This is a genomic window from Duganella sp. BJB1802 (assembly GCF_013369445.1).
GTDB classification, from domain to species: Bacteria; Pseudomonadota; Gammaproteobacteria; order Burkholderiales; family Burkholderiaceae_D; genus Rugamonas; species Rugamonas vulcania_A.
The window spans coordinates 24,615-48,200 of sequence record NZ_JABWEF010000017.1 but is presented as its reverse complement, the minus strand read 5'-3'; the positions used below and the strand labels follow the sequence as shown (position 1 = coordinate 48,200).

Below are 23,586 nucleotides of genomic sequence, written 5' to 3'. Positions count from 1 at the left end.
TTTTTTTCGTCTTACTTCAGGTACCTGGCCAGCCAGCCGTGCACCTCGCTGTAGAAGTAGCGGCTGTTCTCGCCCTTCAAAATCCAATGGTTCTCGTCCGGGAACACCAGCAGCTTGGCCGGCACGTTCAGGCGATGCTGGGTCGCGTAGTTCATCAGCGCGTTGTTGGCCGGCACGCGGTAATCGAGCTCGCCCACCGAAATCAGGATGGGCGTGGTGAAGCCCGTGCCCTTGGCGTGGTTCCCGCCCTGCATCACGGGACTCTGCTCGTGCCACACCGCCTGGTCGCCCCACACCGGGCCGCCGCTGTTGACCTCGCGGCCGTGGATGCTGTCGCTGCTGCCCCATTGCATCACCAGGTCCATCTCGCCCGCGTGCGACACGAAGGCCTTGTAGCGCGTGGTGGTCGCCTGCAGCCAGTTGGCCAGGTGGCCGCCGTAGCTGGCGCCGCCGGCCGCCAGGCGGCCGCCGTCGATGTAGCCGAACTTCTTGACCGCCTCGTCCACCGCCTCGTTGATCTCGTCGCCCGGCCCCTTGAGCGGATCGCCCTGGATGGCGCGCGCGAATTCCTCGCCGTAGCCGGTCGAGCCCTTGTAGTCGGTCAGCAGCACCACGTAGCCCGGCTGCGCCAGCAGGTGGTAGTTCCAGCGGATCACGAACTGGTCGCGCCACATATTGGCCGCGCCGCCGTGGATCGCCGCGAACAGCGGATACTTTTTGGCCGGGTCGAAATTGGCCGGCTTGACGAGCATGTTGTGGATCATGCGGCCGTCGCTGGCCTTGAACCAGAAGTGTTCGGGCGCCTGCCAGTCGATGCTGGCGGCGCGTTCGGTGTTGAACGCGGTCAGGCGCTTGGGCGCGCCGTTGCCGAAGGCGTACACCTCGGGCGGATTGACCGACGATTCCCACACGCCCACCATGGCCTTGCCGCCGGCCGCCAGCGAGCCGATGCTGCCGGTCGCGGGCGACGCCTCGTCGCGCAGGTCGCCGCCCGCGTAGTTGATCGAATGCAGCTGCTCCAGGCCCGCGTGCTCGTAGCTGAACACGACGCGGCTGGTGCCGGCCGGCAGTGCGAAGCGCGAGATCGAGCGGTCCAGGGACGCCGTCAGCATCCTGGGCGCCGGCTGCGTCAGCGGCCAGGCGAAGCTGGCCAGGCGCGTCACGTCGTAGACCTTGCCTTCTTCCTCGGCCTGGGTCAGGACGAACAGCGTCCTGCCGTCGGCGCTGAACTTCAGGCTGCCGTAGCTGTGCTTGTCCCGGGTCAGCTGCGCCGGTTCGCCGCCGGCCAGCGGCACGCTGTAGATCTGCGTGTAGCCGGCCGCGCGGGCGGCCTCGTCGCGATTGGTCGAGGCCGCGAACACCACGGCCTTGCCGTCCGGCGACCACAGCGCGTCCAGCGACTGGCCCTCGTCGCCCTGGCCGCCGCCGAAGCCCGGCAGCGCCGCCAGCTTGCTGCCGGCTAGCAGGTCGCGCGGCTTGGCGCCGGCCGCCGCGTCCATCACGAACAGCCGCACCTTTTTATCGTCGAGCCACTTGTCGAAGTAGCGCGGCGGGAAGGTCTCGTAGGCGCGCGCCGAGTACTTGCGGTCCTTGCGTTCCTTGGCGCTTTTCTTGACGTCGTCCTCGCTCGAGTCGCCGGGGTAGACGTCGCTGACGAACAGCAGCTGCGCGCCGTCCGGGCTGAACTTCGGCTGGCGCGCGCCCAGCGTCAGCGTGGTCAGGCGCTGCGCCTCGCCGCCGCCAGCCACGTCGATGCGGTACAGCTGGGCCGCGTCGTCGCCGTCGCGCTTGGCCACGAACACCAGCTGCCTGCTGTCCGGCGACCACACCGCGCCGCTCTCGCCGCCCTTGCTGAAGGTCAGGCGGCGCGCCGGCGTGTCGTCGGTCAGCGACTTGATCCACAGGTCCGACCATTGTTCCTTGCTGTCGTAGGCCGGATCGGTGACGGAGAACACGGCCCACTTGCCGTCCGGGCTGGGCACGGGCGCGCCGACCCGTTTCATCAGCCATACGTCCTCGTGGGTGATCGCGTGTCGGGCGGCCGGCGCGTCGGCGGCGTAAGCGGCGCTGCCGCCGGCCAGGCCTGCCGAAAACAATATGGCAAAAATGGAAAGTCGCGGTATAGTCATGACGAGGTCGCTGCAAAGTCGGTGAAGCGCCGATAGTGACCAAATCTCCAATTGCTGTCAATCAAGTATCCATCCTCAACCGTGGAGTAGCCATCTATGCAGACCATCACCAAGATCCACAAAGTCGCCGCCTTCACCGCCGGCGGGCAGGGCGGCAATCCGGCCGGCGTCATGATCCGTTCCGCGCTGCCGGACGAGTCCGCCATGCAGCGCATCGCCGCCGAGATGGGCTACTCCGAGACCGTGTTTGCCGCGCCCACCGGCGACGGCTGGCGCGTGCGCTATTTCTCGCCGGACGGCGAGGTGCCGTTCTGCGGCCACGCCACCATCGCGCTGGGCACGGTGCTGGCGCAGCAGAACGGCGACGGCGTCTTCCCGCTGACCACCAACCATGCCCGCGTCACCGTCGAGGCGCAGAGCAAGGACGGGCAGGGCAGCGCCGCGCTGCAGTCGCCGGCCACCGCCAGCGCGCCGGCCCCGGCCGCGCTGGTGACGGCCGCGCTGGCGCTGTTCGGCTACCGCCATGCCGACTTGGACGATCGCATTCCGCCGGCCATCGCCAACGGCGGCGCCAACCACCTGGTGCTGGCGCTGGCCAGCCGCGCCCGGCTGAGCGCGATGCGCTACCAGCTGGCCGACGGCCGCGACCTGATGCGCGATCACGGCCTGGCCACGATTTCGCTGGTGCACGCGGAGACGCTGCAGCGCTTCCATGCGCGCAATCCCTTCGCTTCCGGCGGCGTGTACGAGGACCCGGCCACCGGCGCCGCGGCGGCCGCGCTGGGCGGCTATCTGCGCGACCTCGACTGGCCGCACGGCGGCGCCATCGACATCATCCAGGGCGAGGATATGGGCGCGCCCTGCCATTTGCGGGTGGAGATTTCCGGCCAGGCCGGCAGCTCGATCCGCGTCTCCGGCAACGCCCGCATGCTGGGGGAGTGAGCATGCGTCTTCTGCTGACCCTGATCCTGTCCTTCACCGCTGGCGTGAGCCAGGCCGCCTCCAACTTCAGCTTCGATGTGACGCCGGGACCGCACAGCGTCGGCCTGCGCGTGGTCGAGCAGTACGACTACGCGCGCGGCTATCTCGGCCAATACGACATCGTCACCGGCAAGCCCGTGAGCGGCGAGACCGCGCGGCCGATGCAGACCGTGATCTGGTATCCGGCGCAAAAGTCCGGCAAGGCCATGGTCTATGGCGACTACTTCCGCCTCGGCGCCAGCGAGGAGCGCTTCGACAACACGGAGGCGGCCATCGCCGCCGATGTCGACTCCCGCCTGAAGGACTCGCCGGTCGGCGCCGCCCGCGCGCGCGAGGAGATGACGCGCCGCATGTGGGCGCTGCGCGACGCCAAACCGGCCGCCGGCAAGTTCCCTGTGGTGATCTACGCCCCCAGCTTCAGCGCCAAGACCTACGAGAACGTCGACCTGTGCGAGTACCTGGCCAGCCACGGCTACATCGTCATCGCCAGTCCCAGCATGGGCGCCCACGGGCGCGGCATGAGCGACGACCTGGAAGGCATCGAGGCGCAGGCCGGCGACATCGCCTTCCTGATCGGCTACGCCCACACGCTGCCGCAGGCCGACACCGGCCACATCGCGGTCGCCGGCTACAGCTGGGGCGGCATCTCCAACGTCTTCGTCGCCGCGCGCGACAGCCGCGTCAAGGCGCTGGTCAACCTGGACGGCTCGGTGCGCTACTGGCCGGAGCGCGTGCAGGAAGCCAAGTACGTACAGCCGGCGCGCGTGGCCGTGCCGATGCTGTTCCTGGCCGCGCGTCCCCGTTCGCTGGAGGATCTCGCCAGGCGCAACAAGCCCAACGCCAGCTTCCTCAACGAGCTGAAATATTCCGACGTCTACACCGTCACGCTGCCGGCGATGGAGCACTTCGCCTTCGCGTCCGAGGCGCTGCGCTTCATGGACGACAGTTCCTACAACGAGTACACGCCGGCCGAGGTGAGCCAGTCCCACGGCTGGATGGCGCGCTACACGCTGCAGTTCCTCGACGCCTACCTGAAGGGGCAGGCATCCGCCAAGGCCTTCCTGTCCAAGCCTCCTAAGCAGAACGGCGTACCGGACCATCTGCTGACGGTGGCGGCCCACTTGTCGGAAGGTGCGCCGCCGACGCTGGAAATGCTGGCGCACGAAGCGGCCAAGTCCGGCTTCGCCGACATCCAGCAGGTGTACGAGAAGATGCGCAAGCAAGAGCCGAAATTTGAAGTGAGCGAGAGCAATCTCAACTTCTGGGGCTACCAGCTGCTGCGCACCGGCGACAAGCAGGGCGCCATCGCCGTGCTCAAGCTGGCGGCGACGCTGCATCCGGACAGCGGCAACGCCCACGACAGCCTGGCCGAGGCCTACGAGGCGGCGCAGGACAAGCCGCTGGCTATCCAGCATTACCAGCGCTCGCTGCAACTCGATCCGAAGAACGGCAACGCCGTCCAGCACTTGAAGTCGCTGGGCGCGCCGCTGTAGACCCGGCGGCTAGTCCCACTTCTTCAGCAGGCGGGCCAGCTCGCCTGTTCTCTCCATCTGCTCGATCGCGCCGCGCACGCGCGCCACCACAGCCGGATCGATGTGCCGGCCCATCACCATGTACAGCTGCGCGGTCGACATCACCGTCGGCAGTATCCTGACCTTGCCGGTGGCGCCGGCGCTGGCGATCAGGCGGGCCAGTCCCGGCGCGCGGTGCAGGAAGAAGCGGCCGCGTCCGGCCACCAGCTTTTGCACGTTCATGGCCGGACTGGTGGCGCTGGCGTCGATCTGCAAGCCGCCCTGCGCGATCAGGAAATCGGTGGTGGCGTAGCCGCGGTTGCCCAGCACCACGCCGTCCTTGCCGAGCTTGCGCACATCGTCCCAGTCCCGGATCGCCACGTCGTCGCCGGTGCGCGCCAGCAGCATGTAGTGGATGGAGAACAACGGCGGATCCAGGTACACATATCGCTGTTCGCGCTCCTCCGTGCGCTGCACGCCGCACAGCGCGTCGCGCTGCTGCACCGCCACCTCGTGATAGGCGCGTATCAGCGGCATCCACTGCTGGTCGCCGACGAAGACCAGGCCGGGGTCGATGCGCTCGATGGCGCGGAAGATGTCCACGCACAGGCCGATGATGTGATCCTTGCCGTCCGCGATGAACTTGGGCTCCGTGCCTTCCTGCGCGGCCACCCGCAACACCACCGGCTCCGCCCCGGAGGCCGGCGGCAGCAGCAGGCAGGCCGCCAGCAGCAGCGCGGCCGGCCTCGGTCTCGTCATCGGCAACATCGGTCCTCCCGCGGCGGCGTCGAATTGATCGGCAGGGAAAGTATAAGCCTGTCGGCGAACTTGACAGTGAAGTGCGCGCCGCCCGCCCGGCGCGCGCCAATCGCTTGATTCCAAAGGCGGAGCGGGGCGGGGCACGATATATGCGTCACCTCGCCGCGTGTCCGCCTTGGCGCGGACTGGTGCTTCCACGCATGGGAAAGGATATCGTATGCGCAATGCTCCCACCCTGTTATTGGCCTCATTATTGTTATTGGTCAATGTTCCCGGCAACGCCTTCTGTCCCAAGAACGGTTTTGTCTGCTTCATCACGTCCAAGTCGGCCGGCAGCCTGACCCACCAGGACATCACCCAGCGCGGCATCGAGGAGCTCGACAAGCGCTACTTCGCCGTGCCCAAGCTGACCGCGTCGATGCAAAAGGCGCTGGACCAGATCATCGAGGCCGACGCCAAGGTCGACGAGGACCAGACCAGCTCGGCCAAGCACTTCGACGGCGAGAACGCGGCCGGCGCCCAGCTGCGCCTGGCCACGCTCAAGCAGAACGTGCTGGACGCGCTGCGCAGCGACCCGATCAACGCCACCGGCGCGCGCGACAACCTCGGCAGCGCGCTGCACACCATCCAGGACTTCTATTCGCACAGCAACTGGGTCGAGCAGGGCAACAGCGGCGCCCATCCCGGCGTCGGCCGGCCCGGCGCGCTGCCCTTCGCCGGCCCGGCCACGCCGACCTGCGCCGGCTTCACCGACACCGGCTTGTTCTGCGCCAACTCGTCCAACCTGACCGGCAGCCTGCTCACCAGCGGGTACTACGGCGGCGAGGACCGCGTCAAGCCGGGCGCCTTCAAGTGCAGCCACGGCGGCCCGCTCGACAAGAGCTCGCCGTCCAGCGACCCGCTCGGCTACTTCCGCGAAGGCATCAACAAGGACACGCTGTACTGCGACATCTCGCCGCACAGCGGCTACCACAACACGGCGGCGTCGGCCGCCATCGCCGCCACCCAGCAGTTCGTCGAGGACATCAAGGCCGAGATCACGCCGGCCCAGCTGAAGGCGCTGCTGGGCGCCGGCCCGACGCTGGCCTTCGCCATCGACACCACCGGCAGCATGGGTGGCATCATCGCCGGCGTGCGCGCCTCGGCCACCAGCATCGTCGACGCCCGCCTCGGCACCGACGAGGAACCGCTGCAGTACGTGCTGGCGCCGTTCAACGACCCGTTCACCGGCCCCACCATCGCCACCAACGACGCCGGCCTGTTCAAGGGCGCCATCGGCGGCCTGGGCGCCTCGGGCGGCGGCGACTGCCCCGAGCTGGCCATGACCGGCATGTACAACGGCCTGTCGTTGGCCGACCCCGGCGGCGACCTGTTCATGTACACCGACGCCAGCGCCAAGGACGCCGGCCTGGCCGGCGCCGTCATCAGCCTGGCCAAGAGCAAGGACATCAAGATCTATCCCATCCTGTTCGGCAGCTGCTCGCCGTTGACGCCGGGCTTTTTGCAGGCGGCGGCCGAGACCGGTGGCCAGGTGTTCTTCCTGTTCGGCGGCGAGGCCGGCACCGTCACCCAGCTGGCCGACCTGGTGGCGCGCAACAACGTGGTGCAGCTGCTGTCGCTGGTCGACACCTACGCCAGCGCGAAGAGTTACAAGGTGCCGGTCGACAGCAGCATGAGCCGGCTGACGGTGTCGGTCAGCGGCACCGTGCAGGGCGTGCAGCCGGTGGTCACGCTGACGCGGCCGGACGGCGTGGCGATCACCGCCGCCAACGCCACCCGCTACCTGAGCCTGTCGAGCGGCGTCATCATCTCCATCGACAGCCCGCCGCGCGGCGCCTGGAAGCTGGACATCAGCGGCTCGTCCGACCAGACCTACGTCAACGTCAACGGCGTGGCCGACCTGGCGTTCAACTCCTTCAAGCTGGCCCGCTTCGGTGCACAGCCGCCGCACCAGGGCCTGCTGACCATCGACGGCGAACCGGGACCGGGCCAGTCGCTGTACGCGATCGCCGCGCTGACCGGCATCGCCAGCGCGCCGCAGTTCCAGCTGCGCCGCAAGAACTTCGACCTGCTGGCGCCGCTGCCGCTGGAGCAGGACCAGACCGACGGCGGCAAGTTCTTCGGCGCGCTGACCGTGCCCAACGAGGCCTTCGTCGCCTACGCCACCGGCACCGACAGTTCCGGCTTCGCCTATCAGCGGCTGGTGAGCGTGATGGTGCAGCCGCAGACGGTGTCGGTGACGCCGCCGTCGCGCCAGGACCTGCGCCCCGGCGTGAGCACCACGCTGCTGTACCGGGTGCGCAACGACGGCCCGGCCGGCAGCTTCGGCGTCAGCGCCACCGACGACCAGCACTACATCACCGGCGTCTCGCCCAGCGTGCTGACGCTGGCCACCGGCGAGAGCGCCAGCGTGGCCGTCACGCTCATGCCGCCGGCCGGTGCGCGCATCGGCGGTTCCGACAGCATCACCGTGTCGGCGCAGAGCACCAGCGTGGCCACCGTGCACAACAGCGCATCGCTGACGGTGTTCGTCACCGGTGCGGCACAGGTGCCGGGACGGCCCGACTTCACCGCCGCCATCGTCGGCCAGGAAACCGTGGCGCCCGGCATGATCGGCATCGATGTGCGGCTCACCAACATCGGCGTGGGCACGGCGCGTGACATGACCTTGTCCTCGCTGTCGCTGCGCACGCTGGCCGGCACCGGCACCGTCACGCTCAACACCGCGCTGTCGCCGGCGCTGCCGATGATCACGCCGAACGTCGACGTCGGCAGCTTCTTCACCGTGCGGCTGACCTTCAACGTGCCGTCCACGGTGCAGCGCTTCAGCGTGATCGAGAATGGCGGCGTCACCGACCTGAACGGCGTGATCTACGCCTACTCGCAGGCCCAATCCGTCATCCCGAAATAACCGGAGCAACCGCCATGAAACCCAGATCCTTTTGCGCGCTGGCCGCGCTGCTGTTGAACACGCTGCTGTGTTCCTTGTCGTGGACGCAGGCCGCGCAGGCCGCGCCCATCGTGTTCACCTTCGCCACGCTGCCGGCCGGCGGCGCGCTGACCGGCCATCCCGGCGACACTGTGGGGTGGGGCTACCAGCTGGTCAACACCGATCCGCTGAACTGGTTCGTGCCGACGCAGCTGAACGCCACCTCGTTCAGCATCGGCACGCCGGACGCCAGCTACTTCGACTTCCCGACGCTGGCGCCGGGCACGAGTGCCACCGTCGCCTTCGATGCGGGCACGCACGCTGGGCTGTACGGCTTGCAGATTTTTTCGTTCGCCCTGCCTGGCATGAGCGACAGCGGCAGCTTCAGCCTGTCGGGCGAGTGGTGGAGCGGCGATCCGCTGGCCGGCGGCACCTTCCTGCAAGTGTCGGACCTGCAGCTGGCGCCGCTGTCGGTCACGCTGGCGGTGACGGGCGTGCCGCTGCCGGGCACCTTGTGGCTGCTGGCGGCGGGCTTGCCGTTATTGTGGCTGGGGCAGCGCCGACGCCAGAAAGGCGCGCAGTTCCGCGCCGCTCTGGGCTGACGGCGCGGCGGGCCGCAGGTCCAGATACATGCCGGGTCCGGTGCGGCCCAGCAGCTTGAAGGACTTGCCGGCGTAGACCGTGGGCCGCACCTGCAGCACGGCCAGCCGCGACCGGCCATCCGCGGCCTGCACGTGCACGATGAACTGGCAGGAGAACCGGCGCCCCTCGGCGTTCCAGTAGTAGTCGACATCGGGAACGATCAGCACATCGTGGCGGCGCTGTTCCGCCGGCAGGCGCAGCCACGCGGCCAACGCTGCGCCGGCCGGCGCCAGCGCCAGGTCGGTGTCGGGCGGGAACAGCGGCGCGCCGTAGGGCAGGGCCATGCGGTAGCGCCGGTGCGCCTCCTGCTGCGCCGGGATGCGCTGCACCGCCTGCAGGATCGCCTGCTGCGCCTGCTGCGGCGCCAGCGGCACCGTCAGTTCGCCGGACTGGGCATGCGCCGTGGTCGACAGCAGCAAGGCCAACAGGGCCGGCAAGGCGCGCCGCATGTCAATCCCACTTGCGGATCAGCCGTTCCAGCTCGCCGTTTTTTTCGAGCTGGAACAAGGCCCGCTCGAGGCGATCGGTGATGAAGGTCGCCAGCTTTTTGCTGGTCACAAAATACAGCTTGGCGCTGTACATCACCTGCGGCAGGATGCGTACCTTGTCGACGGTGCCGGTGCGCGCCAGCAGCCGTTGCAGTCCTGGCCCGCGATGGAAAAACAATCGTCCACGGCCGGCGATCAGCTTTTGCAGATTCAGTTGCGGGTTGGTGGAGTTGGCGTCCACCTCGATGCCGCCCAGCCGGGCCAGAACGTCGCCGGCCGCGAAGCCACGGTTGATCAGCACGATGTTGTCGGGCGCCAGCCGGCGCACGTCGTCCCACTGGGTGATGCTGACGGTGTCCTGCGCGCGCGCCAGGAAATGGTATTCGATGGTGTACAGCGCCGGGCCGAGGTAGTGGAAGCGCCGCTCGCGTTCGGCGGTGCGCTGCATGGCGCACTGCACGTCCTGCTGGCCGGTCTCCAGTTCCGAGAAGGCGCGTATCAGCGGCTTCCAGCGCTGGTCGCCGACGAAGCGCAGCGAGGGTTCGATCTGCTCGACGGCACGCAGGATGTCGACGCACAAGCCGGTCACGCCGTCCTTGCCATCGGCGACAAACTTGGGCTCGGTGCCTTCCTGCGCGGCGGTGCGCAGCACGATGGCCTGGGCGGGCAGGGCGGCCGCCACGCCGAGCGCGCAGCAAGCCGCGCCAAGCAGCCGGTTCCATCCGCTGTGCTGTCCTGCCATCTGCTTGTCTCCGTATCGCGTTGCTCGCTATTTGATGACAAGCTTACACCAGTATGGCGCCAAAGTCTCAGGGGAGCAGGCGGATAAATTGACGGCCGTTGCGCAGGGTTCCGGCGATGCGGTCCATGCCGGCCATGCGCGCCTCTTGTGCGAAGCCGCATTTTCGCAGCACGCGTGCCGACGCGGGATTGCCGTCGACGACGTAGGCCAGCACCTGCCGCAACCGCCACTGCCCATCCGCCAGCGCGAGCAGGTGTTGCAGCGCGCGCGTGGCCAGGCCGCGTCCCGTGTGGTCGCGGGCGATGCGGTAGCCCGCCTCGGCGCTGCCGGCCTGGCGGTCGATGTCCTTCAGGTTGGCGCGGCCGACGATGCGGCCTTGGCCGTCCAGGATCAGGCAGGGATGCCAGGTGCCGTTCGCGTGTCCGTGCAGGTACTGGCCGATATGGTCCCGCACGCCCTGCGGCGTATAGAACTCCGCGGGGCGCGGCGCGATGTGCTGCTCGAACCAGTGCCGGTTCTCCAGCTCGAATTGCAGCAGCGGCGCGGCGTCCTCGGCTTGCAGTGTTCGGATGATGATGTCGTTCATACGGTCTCCAGAAAATCATTTGAGCCGGCCACCAGCGCCGCGCAGGCCAGCGTGGCCGCGCCTGCCGCCGTCAGCGTCGGGACGATGCCGCAGCGCGCCGCCAGCATGCCCCACGCCGCGCTGCCGACGGTCTGGCCGGCGGCAATCGCCAGGATGTGCACCGACAGCGTCCGGGCCCGCACGGCGTCGGGAAAGGCCTTCTGCGCCGCGCCGTTGAGCGTGGTGACGATGGCGGACCACGCCACGCCGCCGATCAACACCAGCAGCAGGCGCAGCGGCTGCGAGGCGGCATGGCCGAGCGTCGCCAGCATGGCGCCGTACACGCCCAGGCCGCCGGCCAGCACCAGGCGCTTGACCGCGCGCCGGCGCACGGCCGGCAGCACGACGGCTGCCACCACCGCGCCCGCGCCCAGCGCGCCCATCAGCGAGCCGTAGGTGCCGGCGTCGGGATGCAGCAGCGGCAGCAGCGCTGCGAATGCCGCCGACACAAAGAAGATCCCGATCGCGTACAGCAGCAGCGAGCGATAGCGCGGCGAGGCGCAGCTGATGCGCAGCGCGCTGGCCATGCCGTGGTGGCTGGTGGCCGGCGTCGCAGTGCGCGTCGCATCGGCCGGCCGCCATTGACGGTAGATCCACAGCAGCGCGCTGAAGGACACGGCGTTGAACAGGTACAGCGGTCCCGCGCCGGACAGCTGGAACAACACGCCACCCAGCGCCGGGCCGGCCAGCGCCGCCAGGTTGTAGCTCAGGTTGTTCAGCGTGGCGGCCGATTCGACCTCGTGCGGCGGCACCAGCGACGACATGGACGCCTGCCACGCCGGCATCGTGAACGCCATGCCGGCGCCCATCACAAAGGTCAGCAGCAGCAAGGCCGGCACCGGCTGCCTGCCGCCGTAGGCCAGCAAGGCCATCACGACGGCCGCCACCGCCATCACGGCGTTGCTGCGAAAGAGCAGCGTGGGCCGGTGCAGCGTATCGGCCAGCGCGCCGGCGGGCAGCGCGAACAGCAGCATCGGCGCCCAGGTCGCGGTCTGCACCAGCGCCGTCAGCTGCGGCGATTGCGACAGCGAGGCGATCTGCCATGCCGCCGCGAAGGCCTGCATGCGGCTGCCCAGGTTGGACAGCAGGTTGGCCATCCAGAGCTGGCGGAAGCGCGCATGGCGCAGCGGCTGGAAGATCGAAGCGGTGTCGGATGGCGATGGCATGGCGGCAGTCTAAAAGTGCGCCGGCGGCCGGGTCAATCTTGATTCCTGCAATCGACATTACAATACGTGGATGAACAAAGACTTGTCCGCATCCGAGGCGGCGCGCATCTTGGGCGTCAGCCTCGCCACCCTGTACTCCTACGTCAGCCGGGGCATGCTGACGCCCAGCGGCGCGCTGGCCGACCGCAGCAAGCGCTATCCGCACGACGAGGTGCTGCGGCTGGCCGCGCGCAAGGCAGACGGCAAGCGCGGAGGGCACAAGGTTGCCGCCGCGATGAACTGGGGTACGCCGGTGCTGGAGACGCGCATCTCCGGCATCGCCGACGGCCGCCTGCATTATCGCGGCCACGACGTGCTGGCGCTGGCCGACGGCGCCACGCTGGAGCAGGTGGCCTGCCTGCTGTGGGACGACAATGGCATCGACTACTTCGCCGACGCCGCGCACGCGCCGTTCGCGGCAGGCGTCGCGGCGGCCATCGACAGCACGCGATCCATGCCGCCGTTGGAAGCGGCGATGTGCATGCTGCCCGTGTGCGCGCAGTCGCTCTCCGCGCGCAACGACTTCGTCGCCGGCGCCGCGTTGATGCGCGTGCTGGCCGCGTTGCTGCTGAAGCGCGCACCGTCGATGCAGCCGCTGCACCTGCAAGTGGCGCAGGCATGGCAAGCCGACGCCGCGCAAACCGAATGGATACGCGCGGCGCTGGTGCTGCTGGCCGATCATGAATTGAACGCCTCCGCCTTCACCGTGCGCTGTGTCGCGTCGACCGGCGCCGGGCAGGCGGCCACGCTCAGTGCCGGCCTGGCCGCGTTGTCGGGTCCCCAGCACGGCGCCGGCAGCACCATGATCCGCGCCATGCTGGAAACGGCGCTCGCATCGGACAACGTCGACGCCTGGTTCGATGGACGCGACCCTAGCGTGGTCGGCTTCTCGCATCCGCTGTACCCGCAAGGCGATCCACGCGGCGCTTGCCTGTTGGCGCGCATGTCGGCGTGGCCGCAAGCCGGCGGTGCGCTGGCGATCGGCGAGCGCGTCGCCACGCGTCTGGGCATGCCGTCCAACGCCGACTTCGCGCTGGCGGCCATGAGCGTGGTCTGCGGCTGGCCGCCGGCGGCCGGAGAGATTTTGTTCGCGCTCGCCCGTTCGGCCGGCTGGATCGCGCACGCCGCCGAGCAGATCGCCAACGGCAGCATGATACGCCCGCGTGCGCGCTACGTCGGCACGTACCAGGTGGTATAGATTTTTTACCCGGCCTGGGAGTATGCATTTCGTTTTGCTTGGTGTAAGGTAATTGATTCCTGCACCGTCCATTTTTTGGGGAGGCCAAATGTCATTCCAGCGTGCCCCACAGTTGCGAGTGCAACCGGGCGAATGGCGATTCTTGTCGTTCATGCTTGCTGTCGCTGGCGCGCTGGGCTTCGATGCGTGTGCCCAAGCGTCGGCCATGCCGGAGGTGTTGGTCGGCATGGGGCTGCCCAAGCCACCCTACATCATGGAATCGGGTACCGCTGGCCTCGATTACGACATTGCCAGGCAGGCCATGGCGGCCGGCGGTTACAAGATGGTGGGCCGGAGTTTGCCGCAGACGCGCGCACTGGCGATGTTGCGCGCCGGCCAGCTCGACGGCATGTTGTCGACGACGGAAGGGATCGGCGGCCATGATTTTTTCACCGACCCTTACATCGTTTATCAAAACGTCGCGACCACGCTCACCAGCCGGCGCTTGACGCTTCGGCAGATCGAGGACTTGTCCGGCTATTCGGTGGTGGCATTCCAGAACGCCAGCATGGTGCTGGGCGAGCGTTATCGCTTGACCGTGAGCGGCCATCCGGATTACAGGGAGGTGCCATCCCAGATCACACAAAACAAGCTGCTCTTTACCGGAAGGGTCGACGTGGTGGTGGGGGACCGTTTGATTTTTCGCTACTTCAGCAATAAGCTCGACCCGCAGATCGATGCCACGAAGGCGGTGACCTTTCACAGGATTTTTCCGGACAGTCCGCGCAAGGCGGTGTTTCGCGATGCGCGCGTGCGCGACGCCTTCAATGCGGGGCTGAAGATCATTCGCGCCAACGGCGCCTACGATGCGATCGTTTCTCAATACATGGGCGCGGCGCGGCCCTGATGTTGATGATGAGCTTAGCCAGGCGATGCCACTACCTCGAGTAATTGTTGCCTCGCCCAGGCATGGGCGGGATCGCCGTGGAAGCGCTCGTGCCAGATCATGGCCGGCACCAGGGGCGCGACGTCCAGCGGCAAATCCAGGAGCGCGAGCGGAAGCCTCTCCGCAAGCCGGCGCGCCAAACGGCTGGGCAATGTGAGGATCATGTCGCTGTCGGCCACCAGCATCGCACCGGCCAGAAAGTGCGGCACGCGCAGCGCGACGTGACGGGTGAGTCCTGATGTCGAGAGGGCGACGTCGACCGCGCTCTCGCCCACGCCGGAAATGGTCACGGCAACGTGACGCAGGGCCAGATAGCGCTCCAGGCTCAATCCTCCTTCTGCGCAGGGATGGCCGGCTCTCACCACGCACACCATGCTGTCGGTGTAAAGGCCGCGCCGATACAGACTGCCGGGCAGCGCGTTGAAGATGCCCAGCGCCAGATCGGCCGTTCCCTGCTCGACAAGCCGCACGTTGTCTCCGACGGGTTGTGCGATATGGAGACTGAGCGCCGGCGCATATCGTTCGAAGCGCTCCATCAAACCGGCAAGGACCAGCAAGCTCAGATGATCGTGCGCGGCGATCGTGATCCGCCCCGTCGCGGAGGCGGGATCGAAGACGGCGGGCGAGACGATGCCTCTCGCATCGTCCAGCAGCCTGGAGACGGGACCTGCCAGCGCCTCACCGCGCGGTGTCAGTTCCAGTCCGAGCTTGCCGCGAACCAGCAGGCGATCTCCCAGCATGGTGCGCAGCCGTCCCAGCGCGCGGCTGGCGGCCGGCTGGCTCAAGCCCAGGCGCAGGCCCGCCTGGGTGACGCTGCGCTCGCGGACGAGCGCTTCGAACAGCTTTAACAGATTGAGGTCGATCGTAGAGAAATCCACTTGGCGCATATTCGCTATGTCTTTCATGTCATTGATGCATGTCGCGCAATCATGCACCCTTCGGGTTCGTCTTTAAAGGAGATTTTTGTATGACTGCTTCCATCCCCCTTCCTTACGTTGTCTTCGGCGTGACCGGCCGTACCGGCGCCGCTGCCGCCGATACGCTGTTGCGCGCCGGCCAATCCGTGCGCGTCGTGGTGCGCGATCCGGCCAAGGGCCGCGTCTGGGCCGAACGGGGCGCGGAGGTCGCGCTGGCCGACCTGACAGACCTGGCCTCGATGACCAGGGCGCTCACGCGGGTTCAGGGCGCCTACGTCGTCAGCCCCCAGCACTACAACCGCGAAGACCTGTTCGAGCTGGCCGACCTGATTGCCGGGACCACGGCCCGCGCAGCGGTCGCGGCGAACGTGCCCAGGCTGGTGGCCCTGTCCTCGGTGGGCGCCGACCGCGAAATCGGAACGGGATGGATCGCGATGAACCGCATGTTCGAGCAGCGGCTGGCGGATGCAGGTATCGCCACCGTCTTCCTGCGCGCGGCCTACTTCATGGAGAATTGGATGCCGATGGTTGGACATGCGCTGCGCACTGGCACGCTGCCGACGTTCCTGGCGCCGGCGCAGCGCCGCCTGTCAATGGTGGCGACTGCGGACGTGGGCAGCGCGGCGGCGGCTTTGTTGCAGGATGAATGGAAAGGGACCCGTGTCGTCAATCTCGCGGGACCGCGGGACTACGCGCCGAACGATGTCGCCGCCATTCTTTCGTCCATGCTGGACAAGCCTGTCGACGTGGCGGTGCTGCCGGAAGCGGAGTGGCCGCAGGCACTGGCGGGCGCTGGTTTCTCGGCGGTCGCACTTGCCGGTTTTACCGAGATGACGCGAGGCCTCAATAGCGCGCATATCGACATGGGGAGCGATTCTTTCGCGATCGGATGGGCGGGTACGACGTCGCTGGCACAAGTCATCAAAGGCGCCGCGATGAAATAGACGCAAAAAAGGCCTGCGCGCGCTGGATTTTCAGCCGGTCAGTTGATAGTAGAGATACAGGAGCAGGGCGACGCCGATGAGACAGCCACAAACGATGCGCGCATCGACCAGCCATCTATTTTGGGAAGCTCGATAACTTTCAAGCTCCAGATTATTTTGCTTCAGTTGTTGGAGTAACTGCTGATTTTTAGCGGCGGCCTCATTGGTGCTGATCATGCAGGCGTTGGCATGGTCCCTAGCCACTGCCAGGTTTTGAGACGTTATACGAAGTTCTTGTGTCAACCGATTGGTTTCAATAGATAAATCTGAGTGATTTTTTTCTGCGGCGAGGCGCTCCCCTTCAGCTAAGGTGAGTTTTTTTTGAGTATGCGATAGTTCCATCTCCAGGTAAGGGGCTGTACTTGGATTGTTAAGTACTTCACAGGCGAGAAAGCCAGTGGCTCCCTCAAGCATATTCTTGATGCGCTTGACATAGGCGGCTTCACGTTCATCGGTAGTCTGCTCTCCCGTATATTCGTAGAGAATGTTTGGATGGATTGTAACTTCTACCATTGGTAGCCGCAGTTGCTTCACTATATCGAGTTTTTCCTTTTCCACTGCGTGCGTGTGTCTGATTTCGATGTAGACCTCGTTGCCCCATTTGAATCCGAGCGCGGTTTGGCTTTCAAAGCGCAGGTAGACATCTGCACGCCGGGGAGCGCCTGTATGTTTGATCTCTTTCTCTACTTCGCTGTGGATAACTGTCACCCTGTGATCGCCCATCTTCCCCAGCTTTAAGGTCGTCCCGCTTATTGAGGACACAGCCTCCTTGAACAGCAGGTGTTCAAGGGATTCCCCTGGACCGCTGACGTGTTCATCGGCGGGATTAATGAACTTAAAGTGAGGGGCTGTACCTCGTCTGTAGACGTGCGACATTGGTTCACGACGTCCCGGTGAGTGCAGACTGTAGTAGATTTTTCCAGTCGGGTCGCCTCGATGGAATAGATCACGTTCCTTCGCGATGGCGTAGGCAGATACCATGGCCATGCCGGACTGCTCCAGGTAAGCGCGTGTTTTCATTTTCTCTCGGCGTCGTTTGGCGTTGACTTGCGCCGGATGGGAACGGCGCTGTGGTGACGACGATATTACCGGAATGGTTATGGCGTTCAGTGTGGGAAAACAAAAAAGGCCTACGCGCCGGAGCGGGTAAGCCTCAATTGCTGCTACTGAATTCGGTGGTAGGCCGTGCGGGATTCGAACCTGCGACCAACGGATTAAAAGTCCGCTGCTCTACCAGCTGAGCTAACGACCCCCGAAAGAGGCCGTATTATATACAGCCTGCCGCAAACTGCAAAGGGTTTTGTGAAAACAATTTAGCTGCTTCTTATTTCATGCCCAGTGCCGCCGTCACCTTCAGCACTTCGTCGGCGGTGGTCACGCCCTCCTGCACCTTCATCGCGCCGGCGATGCGCAGCGGCTTCATGCCGTCGGCCACGCTCTGGCGGCGCAGCGCCTGGATGTCGGTCTCCTCGCGCACCATCTCGCTGAAGCCTTCCGTCACCGTCAGCAGCTCGTAGATGCCGGTGCGGCCGCGATAGCCGGTCTGCCGGCATTCGGGACAGCCCACCGGGCGGTACACGGTGGCCGGCTTGGGCAAGTCCCAGGCCCCGCCGATGCTGTGCCAGATGTCGTCGCTCAGTTCGCCGTCCGGCTTCTTGCACTCGCTGCACAGCGTGCGTACCAGGCGCTGCGCCATGATGCCGATCAGCGTCGCCTCCAGCAGGTAGTAGGGCACGCCCAGTTCCAGCAGCCGCATCACGGCCGACGGCGCGTCGTTGGTGTGCAGCGTCGACAGCACCAGGTGGCCGGTCAGCGCGGCCTGGATCGCCATCTCGGCGGTGGCCAGGTCGCGGATCTCGCCGACCATGATGATGTCCGGGTCCTGCCGCATCAGCGCGCGCACGCCGTCGGCGAAGGACAGCTCGATCCCCGGCTGCACCTGCATCTGGTTGAACGCCGGTTCCACCATCTCGATCGGGTCCTCCACCGTGCAGACGTTGACCTCCGACGTGGCCAGCGCCTTGAGCGTGGTGTACAGCGTGGTGGTCTTGCCGGAGCCGGTCGGCCCGGTCACCAGGATGATGCCGTGCGGACGCGCGGTCAGCGCGTCCCAGCGCTGCGCGTCGTCGGGCGGGAAGCCCAGTTCCGGCAGGGTCTTCACCACCACTTCGGGATCGAAGATACGCATCACCAGCTTTTCGCCGAAGGCGGTCGGCAGCGTCGACAGGCGCAATTCGATTTCCTGGCCGCCGGCGGTGCGGGTCTTGATGCGGCCGTCCTGCGGGCGGCGCTTCTCGATCACGTCCATGCGCCCCAGCAGCTTGATGCGCGCGGTCATCGCGATCATCACCACCGCCGGCACCTGGTACACCTGGTGCAGCACGCCGTCGATGCGGAAGCGGATCGCCGCCATGTCGCGCTTGGGCTCCAGGTGGATGTCCGAGGCACGCTGTTCGAAGGCGTACTGCCACAGCCAGTCGACGATGTTGATCACGTGCTGGTCGTTGGCGTCGACCTGCTTGTTGGTCTTGCCCATCTCGACCAGTTGCTCGAAGTTGTTGCGCAGCGCGAGATCGTTGGTGTTGGATTTGTTGGCTTTCTTGATCGACTTGGCCAGGCTGAAGAATTGCGTGATGTACTGCGCGATGTCGAGCGGGTTGGCGATCACGCGGCGTATCGTGCGGCGCGAGATCTTGGCGATCTCCGCCTCCCACTCGACCGCGTAGGGATCGGCGGTGGCCACCACCAGCGTGTCGCCGCTGATCTCCAGCGGCAGGATGTTGAAGCGCGCCGCGTAGCTGGCCGACATCACGTCGGCCACGCGGGTGAAGTCGATCTTCAGCGGGTCGATGCGGGTGAAGGCCAGGCCGGTGCGCGCGGCCAGCCATTCGCACAGCGCGTCCAGCGTGAGCAGCTTGTGCGGCGGCTGCGCCGACAGCAGCTTGCCATGCGCCACCGCGCACAGCGGGTGCATCGGGCCGACGGCGTTCTTCAGAATGCCCTGGCTGTGCGCGTACAGTTCCTTGACCTCGGCCTTGCGTATCATGCCGTCGGCCAGCAGCCAGGAGTAGATCTGCTGCAGATCGAGAGGCCCAGCTTTGGCGGGCGGCGTGACGGTAGTTGCGGACGTTGCGGACATCGTGCCACTTTCAAAAGTTGGCAGCGGAACGGCCCGCCGCCGCATTACCTTCGATTGCTTCGCTTACTTCGTTGCAAGGCCCTTGACCCAGGTCTTGGCCGGCAGCTTGGTGTCGGCGGCGATCTGGGCCGCGCGCGCCGCCAGCGCTTCCAGGTCGATGGCGCGCTTGCGCTTGAAGGCGATCGCCACCACGTTACCATCATGTACCGGCGGCAGGCAAATGACTTGCTCGAACGCGAAATTCATCGCCTTGATGTTGCGCGCGTAGCTCGGATGGTCGCCGAACAGGTTGACCGTCATGATGCCGTCGTCGACCAGGCAGGCGTTGCAGGACTGGTAGAACTCGGCGCTGTCGAGCACCGGGCCGCGCGCGGTGGCGTCATACAGGTCCACCTGCAGTACGTCCAGCAGGTCGGCGTTGGCTTCGTCGTTGACGTAGTCGAGCGCGTCCATCTCCACCACGCGCAGGCGCTCGTCGTTGTCCGGCAGCTTGAACATCGAGGCGCAGATCGCGATCACCGACGGGTTGAGCTCGACGGCGGTGACGGCCGCCTCGGGGAAGGTGACGTAGCAGAACTTGGTCAGCGTGGCCGTGCCCAGGCCCAGCTGGGCGATCTGCGCCGGCTGGTCCAGCCACAGCATCCACGCCATCATCTGTTGCGCGTATTCCAGTTCCGGCCAGTTCGGCTTGCGGATGCGCATCGCGCCCTGCACCCATTCCGTGCCGAAGTGCAGGTAGCGCACGCCGTCCTGCTCCGACAGTGTCACCGGTGCATATTTGGGCTTGCGGGCCGGACGGGAGGATTCTTCTTTTTCGATGGATTTTCGTTTGATCAACATGGGGGAGGCGGGCGACAGGAGGTGAACCCGCATTATCCCGCGATGCCTTGCGGCAAAGCAAGCCTGAAAACGACACTGCCGGTCATCGGACCGGCAGTGCTGGGGGAGAGGCGGGGGATTAACGCTGCATCGGCTCGACGACCACGCGCAGGCGCACGCGCTCGCCCGGATCGTAGGACATCACGCTGGTGTAGTTGCGGCCGCGATAGTCGTAGGTGACTTCGTAGCCGGAGGTGCGCGATTCCCAGTGGTCGACGGTGCGGCACTGTTTCACTTGCTGTTCCTGCACGCCGCCGCTGTTGGGCGTGTTGGCGTTGTCGACGCGGTCGCCGACGACGGCGCCGGCGATGGCGCCCGCCGCGGTCGCGACCGAGCGGCCGGTGCCGCCGCCGACCTGGTTACCGGACAGACCACCGATCAGGCCGCCGATGATGGCGCCGCCGACGCCGCGCTGCGGCGCGGGTTGCTGGACCTGCACGTATTCGGTGCGGCATTCCTGGCGCGGACGGTTGATCTGCTCCACTTGCGGGGTCACGCGAACGACCCGGCCGAAATCTTCGAAATCGGCAGCTTGAGCTTGAGCGGCGAAGGGCAGGGCGCCTACGCACAGTACGGATGCGATCAGTTTGGCTTGCAAGTTCATTTGGTACCTCGTTTCAGTTGGAATGTCTGGGTTGGCATGTCAGGGATTCTGATATGGCATGGTAGGTATGGTAATCCCGCCGCCTGGCCATAACTAGTGCTAATCAAGTATCTGTGGCAACAAATTGTAACAGCGATCACAAATGGCCGTGCTGCGGGTCCGAGAGGGAAATGTGCCGATTTGACCCCTAAAACCCCGATAAAATGTTCTGTTTTTAACAAATATTGCGTGAGCCATCACATTCGTATTGATCTGGGAGGAACAACACGTTACCCTAATATGCGTATGGGATTCGAGAAACATATTGAATCAGCCATGGCGAACGCAGACCAGTTTGCCGTGTAAAGTGGACAGGTGCTCAAATTATTTACTCTTTAATTCACAAAATAGGCACGCTCGACAGTAAAGTGGACACACCGTACATACCAGGTCAGATTGAGGGAAACATGAGTTTGCTAATGACCGTGCCGCCCAACCTCGTGCAATCGATCCGCGCCTTCCGCGTGGTCGAACTGCAGGAGGAAGCGGCCCGCCTCGGACATCACTTCCTGTACGCGCACTGCATCGCCGGCGCGACCAAGCAGCAAGTCCTGGGCATCATTGCCGAGTCGTTCCTGTTCCCCAAGGGTATAGGCAAGAATTTCGATGGTTTGCGGACGACATTGACCGAAACCATGGCCGGCGCCGGCACCCAGGAGGGTTTCCTGGTGGTGCTGGAGCAATTGCCCAATACCCAGAAATTTGACAAGGAAGCACGGGAAACCCTGCTGGATGTCTTCCGCGACGCTGCCGATTACTGGGCCGACAAGAAAGTCCCGTTCCGGGTATTTTACTCCTTCGAGTAAGCCCGCACCCCCTCCCGCGCCAGCGTAGGAGCGGGCGTGCTGCGCCCGAAGCTGCCCTGCTGCATTGCAACAAATCTTGTTCAGTTGTAGTCCCGACTGCCTGAACAAGGTACAATGTCGGCCTATGAAAAACATCGTCATCCTGATTTCCGGTCGCGGCAGCAATATGGAAGCGGTGGTCCGCGCGGCGCAGGCCGAGCGCTGGCCCGCCCGGATTGCCGCCGTCATCAGCAACCGCGCCGACGCCTCCGGGCTGGCGTTCGCTGCCGGACACGGGATTCCGACGGCCGTCGTGGCCAACAAGGATTACGCCAGCCGCGCCGAGTTCGACGCCGCCCTGCAAACCGTGGTCGACGGCTTCCAGCCCGATCTGGTGGTGCTGGCCGGCTTCATGCGGATTTTGACGGAGCAGTTTGTCGCGCATTACGCCGGCCGCATGCTCAACATCCATCCTTCGCTGCTGCCGCTGTTCCCCGGCCTGGCGACCCACGCGCAGGCGCTGGCCGCCGGCGTGGCGGAGCATGGCGCGACGGTGCATTTCGTGACGGCCGAACTCGATCACGGGCCGATGGTGGCGCAAGCCGCCGTGCCCGTGTTGCCCGACGATACGGTCGAAACCCTGTCCGCCCGCGTGCTGCAGCAGGAGCATGTGATTTATCCGCGGGCGATACGCTGGTTTGTCGAAGACAGGTTGACGATAGCGCAGGGCGCGGTCCACGTGGACCACACAAAGTAAAAAAACTAACCAAGGATTTCCATGAGATTGCCACCAGCGATACTCGCCAACGCCGAAGAAGTGTTGCGCGAGATTTTGCGCTTTGCCGCGCCGGCCGACACCACCCTGTCGCGCTATTTCAAAGACCACCATCGCCTGGGCGGCCGTGAGCGCGGCGCCATCGCCGAGTGCATCTACAACGTGCTGCGCAATAAATCGTTTTATACCGATTTCTCCGAGGCGGGCGGCGGCGCCACCATGCGCCGCCTGACCCTGTTGGGCATGGCGGACGCGGTCGGCGTCGAGTCGCTGGGCGGGCTGACCGAGGACGAGGTGTCCTGGGTCGAGCGCATCCTGCAGATCGACCGCAAGGTGATGCACAAGTCCAGCCGCTCGAACATGCCGAAGTGGCTGTTCGACAAGCTGGTCGAACAGATGGGCGAGGAAGAGACGCTGGCGCTGGCCGACGGCATGAATTCGCCGGCGCCGCTGGACTTGCGCGTGAACGCCATGAAGGCCACCCGCGAGGAAGTGGCCGCCAAGCTGCTGGAAGCGCCGATCCGCAGCACGCCGACCCCGTTCGCGCCGCTGGGCCTGCGCGTGCTGCAAAAGCCGGCGCTGCAGAACCTGCCGCTGTTCAAGGAAGGCCATATCGAGGTACAAGACGAGGGCAGCCAGATCCTGTCGGCCATCGTCGGCGCCAAGCGCGGCGAGATGGTGGTGGACTTCTGCGCCGGCGCCGGCGGCAAGACGCTGGCCCTGGGCGCGACCATGCGCAACACCGGCCGCCTGTACGCCTTCGACGTGTCGGAGAAGCGCCTGGCCAAGCTGAAGCCGCGCCTGGCGCGCAGCGGCCTGTCGAATGTGCATCCGGTGCAGATCGCGCACGAGCGCGACGCCAAGATCAAGCGTCTGGCTGGCAAGATCGACCGCGTGCTGGTCGATGCGCCGTGCTCGGGCCTGGGCACCCTGCGCCGCAACCCGGACGTCAAATGGCGCCAGCAGCCGAGCGCGATCGGCGAACTGCAGGTCAAGCAGGCCGCCATCCTGGACGGCGCGGCCCGCCTGCTGAAGGGCGGCGGCCGCCTGGTCTACGCCACTTGCAGCTTCCTGGACGACGAGAACGACTTCATCGCCAAGCAGTTCCTGGACACCCATCCCGATTTCGATCTGGTGCCGATGAGCAAGGTGCTGGCCGAGCAGCGTATCGAGCTGGAGATGGGCGACTACCTGAAGCTGCTGCCGCACAAGCACCAGACCGACGGCTTCTTCGCCGCCGTGTTCGAGCGCAAGCCGATGGTCAAGAAGGCCGTCGTCAAGGATGAAGAGGAAGCCGCCGACGAGTAATCGGCCGCACGTCTCATCGCAAA

The 23,586-nt window shown here is 65.9% G+C and carries 21 protein-coding genes and 1 tRNA gene; 10 read left to right on the top strand and 12 right to left on the bottom strand.

Annotated features, from left to right (window positions below; translation table 11 throughout):
- Window positions 1–11: 11 nt before the first annotated feature.
- A complete protein-coding gene (locus HUX88_RS23920) occupies window positions 12–2,096 on the bottom strand; it encodes a S9 family peptidase (RefSeq protein ID WP_229219507.1) in 2,085 nt (694 codons plus the stop codon).
- Between the two features lie 129 nt (window positions 2,097–2,225).
- Between HUX88_RS23920 and HUX88_RS23915 the strand changes: the two genes are divergently transcribed.
- Together HUX88_RS23915 and HUX88_RS23910 are read left to right on the top strand one after the other, a co-directional pair.
- Window positions 2,226–3,071 (top strand): PhzF family phenazine biosynthesis protein, encoded by an 846-nt coding sequence (locus tag HUX88_RS23915; RefSeq protein WP_117011746.1) that lies wholly within the window; start codon window positions 2,226–2,228, stop codon window positions 3,069–3,071.
- A gap of 2 nt (window positions 3,072–3,073) precedes the next feature.
- Complete coding sequence (locus HUX88_RS23910) at window positions 3,074–4,603, top strand: CocE/NonD family hydrolase (protein WP_176363383.1); 1,530 nt, start codon at window positions 3,074–3,076, stop codon at window positions 4,601–4,603.
- Window positions 4,604–4,612: 9 nt separating this feature from the next.
- Here the strand turns inward: HUX88_RS23910 and HUX88_RS23905 are convergent, their stop codons facing one another.
- Window positions 4,613–5,380, bottom strand: a complete 768-nt coding sequence (locus HUX88_RS23905) for an ABC transporter substrate-binding protein (RefSeq protein WP_229219506.1) — start codon at window positions 5,378–5,380, stop codon at window positions 4,613–4,615.
- 217 nt (window positions 5,381–5,597) lie between these two features.
- Here HUX88_RS23905 and HUX88_RS23900 point away from each other — a divergent pair, with 217 nt between their 5' ends.
- Entirely contained in the window at window positions 5,598–8,291 is a 2,694-nt protein-coding gene (locus HUX88_RS23900; protein WP_176363381.1) for a hypothetical protein, read from the top strand.
- Window positions 8,292–8,305: 14 nt separating this feature from the next.
- Window positions 8,306–8,911 (top strand): hypothetical protein, encoded by a 606-nt coding sequence (locus HUX88_RS23895; protein WP_176363380.1) that lies wholly within the window; start codon window positions 8,306–8,308, stop codon window positions 8,909–8,911.
- On the opposite strand, the gene HUX88_RS23890 is transcribed toward HUX88_RS23895, so the two are convergent.
- The 4 genes from HUX88_RS23890 to HUX88_RS23875 all read right to left on the bottom strand — a co-directional run bounded on the left by HUX88_RS23890 (window position 8,849) and on the right by HUX88_RS23875 (window position 11,972).
- Entirely contained in the window at window positions 8,849–9,400 is a 552-nt protein-coding gene (locus tag HUX88_RS23890; RefSeq protein WP_176363379.1) for a hypothetical protein, read from the bottom strand. The two genes, HUX88_RS23895 and HUX88_RS23890, sit on opposite strands and share 63 nt — an antisense overlap.
- 1 nt (window position 9,401) lies before the next feature.
- Complete coding sequence (locus tag HUX88_RS23885) at window positions 9,402–10,181, bottom strand: ABC transporter substrate-binding protein (RefSeq protein ID WP_176363378.1); 780 nt, start codon at window positions 10,179–10,181, stop codon at window positions 9,402–9,404.
- 67 nt (window positions 10,182–10,248) lie between these two features.
- Window positions 10,249–10,767, bottom strand: coding sequence for a GNAT family N-acetyltransferase (locus HUX88_RS23880; protein WP_176363377.1), 519 nt, complete (start codon window positions 10,765–10,767; stop codon window positions 10,249–10,251).
- The gene (locus tag HUX88_RS23875; RefSeq protein WP_176363376.1) at window positions 10,764–11,972 is read right to left on the bottom strand and encodes an MFS transporter; all 1,209 of its coding nucleotides are present in this window, start codon (window positions 11,970–11,972) and stop codon (window positions 10,764–10,766) included. Before HUX88_RS23875 ends, HUX88_RS23880 begins: the two co-directional genes overlap by 4 nt.
- Window positions 11,973–12,042: 70 nt before the next feature.
- Between HUX88_RS23875 and HUX88_RS23870 the strand changes: the two genes are divergently transcribed.
- Window positions 12,043–13,209, top strand: coding sequence for a citrate synthase family protein (locus HUX88_RS23870; protein ID WP_176363375.1), 1,167 nt, complete (start codon window positions 12,043–12,045; stop codon window positions 13,207–13,209).
- An 88-nt stretch (window positions 13,210–13,297) separates the two neighbouring features.
- Window positions 13,298–14,095 (top strand): ABC transporter substrate-binding protein, encoded by a 798-nt coding sequence (locus tag HUX88_RS23865; protein ID WP_176363374.1) that lies wholly within the window; start codon window positions 13,298–13,300, stop codon window positions 14,093–14,095.
- Window positions 14,096–14,109: 14 nt separating this feature from the next.
- Here HUX88_RS23865 and HUX88_RS23860 read toward each other — a convergent pair whose 3' ends face one another.
- Window positions 14,110–15,039 (bottom strand): LysR family transcriptional regulator, encoded by a 930-nt coding sequence (locus tag HUX88_RS23860; RefSeq protein ID WP_229213034.1) that lies wholly within the window; start codon window positions 15,037–15,039, stop codon window positions 14,110–14,112.
- A 62-nt stretch (window positions 15,040–15,101) separates the two neighbouring features.
- On the opposite strand from HUX88_RS23860, the gene HUX88_RS23855 reads away from it, so the two are divergent.
- Complete coding sequence (locus HUX88_RS23855) at window positions 15,102–15,995, top strand: NmrA family NAD(P)-binding protein (RefSeq protein ID WP_176363373.1); 894 nt, start codon at window positions 15,102–15,104, stop codon at window positions 15,993–15,995.
- A gap of 30 nt (window positions 15,996–16,025) precedes the next feature.
- Here HUX88_RS23855 and HUX88_RS23850 read toward each other — a convergent pair whose 3' ends face one another.
- From HUX88_RS23850 to HUX88_RS23830, 5 genes are all read right to left on the bottom strand, one after another.
- Complete coding sequence (locus HUX88_RS23850) at window positions 16,026–17,054, bottom strand: hypothetical protein (protein ID WP_147330339.1); 1,029 nt, start codon at window positions 17,052–17,054, stop codon at window positions 16,026–16,028.
- A 156-nt stretch (window positions 17,055–17,210) separates the two neighbouring features.
- Window positions 17,211–17,286, bottom strand: a tRNA-Lys gene (locus HUX88_RS23845).
- A 72-nt stretch (window positions 17,287–17,358) separates the two neighbouring features.
- Window positions 17,359–19,173: a GspE/PulE family protein gene (locus HUX88_RS23840; RefSeq protein ID WP_176363372.1), complete on the bottom strand. Its 1,815-nt coding sequence runs from the start codon at window positions 19,171–19,173 to the stop codon at window positions 17,359–17,361.
- 63 nt (window positions 19,174–19,236) lie between these two features.
- On the bottom strand, window positions 19,237–20,013 hold the full coding sequence (locus HUX88_RS23835; protein WP_176363371.1) for a spermidine synthase: 777 nt from the start codon (window positions 20,011–20,013) through the stop codon (window positions 19,237–19,239).
- 118 nt (window positions 20,014–20,131) lie between these two features.
- Complete coding sequence (locus HUX88_RS23830; protein WP_176363370.1) at window positions 20,132–20,656, bottom strand: glycine zipper 2TM domain-containing protein; 525 nt, start codon at window positions 20,654–20,656, stop codon at window positions 20,132–20,134.
- 446 nt (window positions 20,657–21,102) lie between these two features.
- Between HUX88_RS23830 and HUX88_RS23825 the strand changes: the two genes are divergently transcribed.
- The 3 genes from HUX88_RS23825 to HUX88_RS23815 all read left to right on the top strand — a co-directional run bounded on the left by HUX88_RS23825 (window position 21,103) and on the right by HUX88_RS23815 (window position 23,563).
- Window positions 21,103–21,501 (top strand): barstar family protein, encoded by a 399-nt coding sequence (locus tag HUX88_RS23825; RefSeq protein WP_117011729.1) that lies wholly within the window; start codon window positions 21,103–21,105, stop codon window positions 21,499–21,501.
- Window positions 21,502–21,625: 124 nt separating this feature from the next.
- The gene (gene purN / locus HUX88_RS23820) at window positions 21,626–22,237 is read left to right on the top strand and encodes a phosphoribosylglycinamide formyltransferase (RefSeq protein WP_176363369.1); all 612 of its coding nucleotides are present in this window, start codon (window positions 21,626–21,628) and stop codon (window positions 22,235–22,237) included.
- A 21-nt stretch (window positions 22,238–22,258) separates the two neighbouring features.
- Entirely contained in the window at window positions 22,259–23,563 is a 1,305-nt protein-coding gene (locus HUX88_RS23815; RefSeq protein ID WP_176363368.1) for an RsmB/NOP family class I SAM-dependent RNA methyltransferase, read from the top strand.
- The last annotated feature ends 23 nt before the right edge of the window (window positions 23,564–23,586 follow it).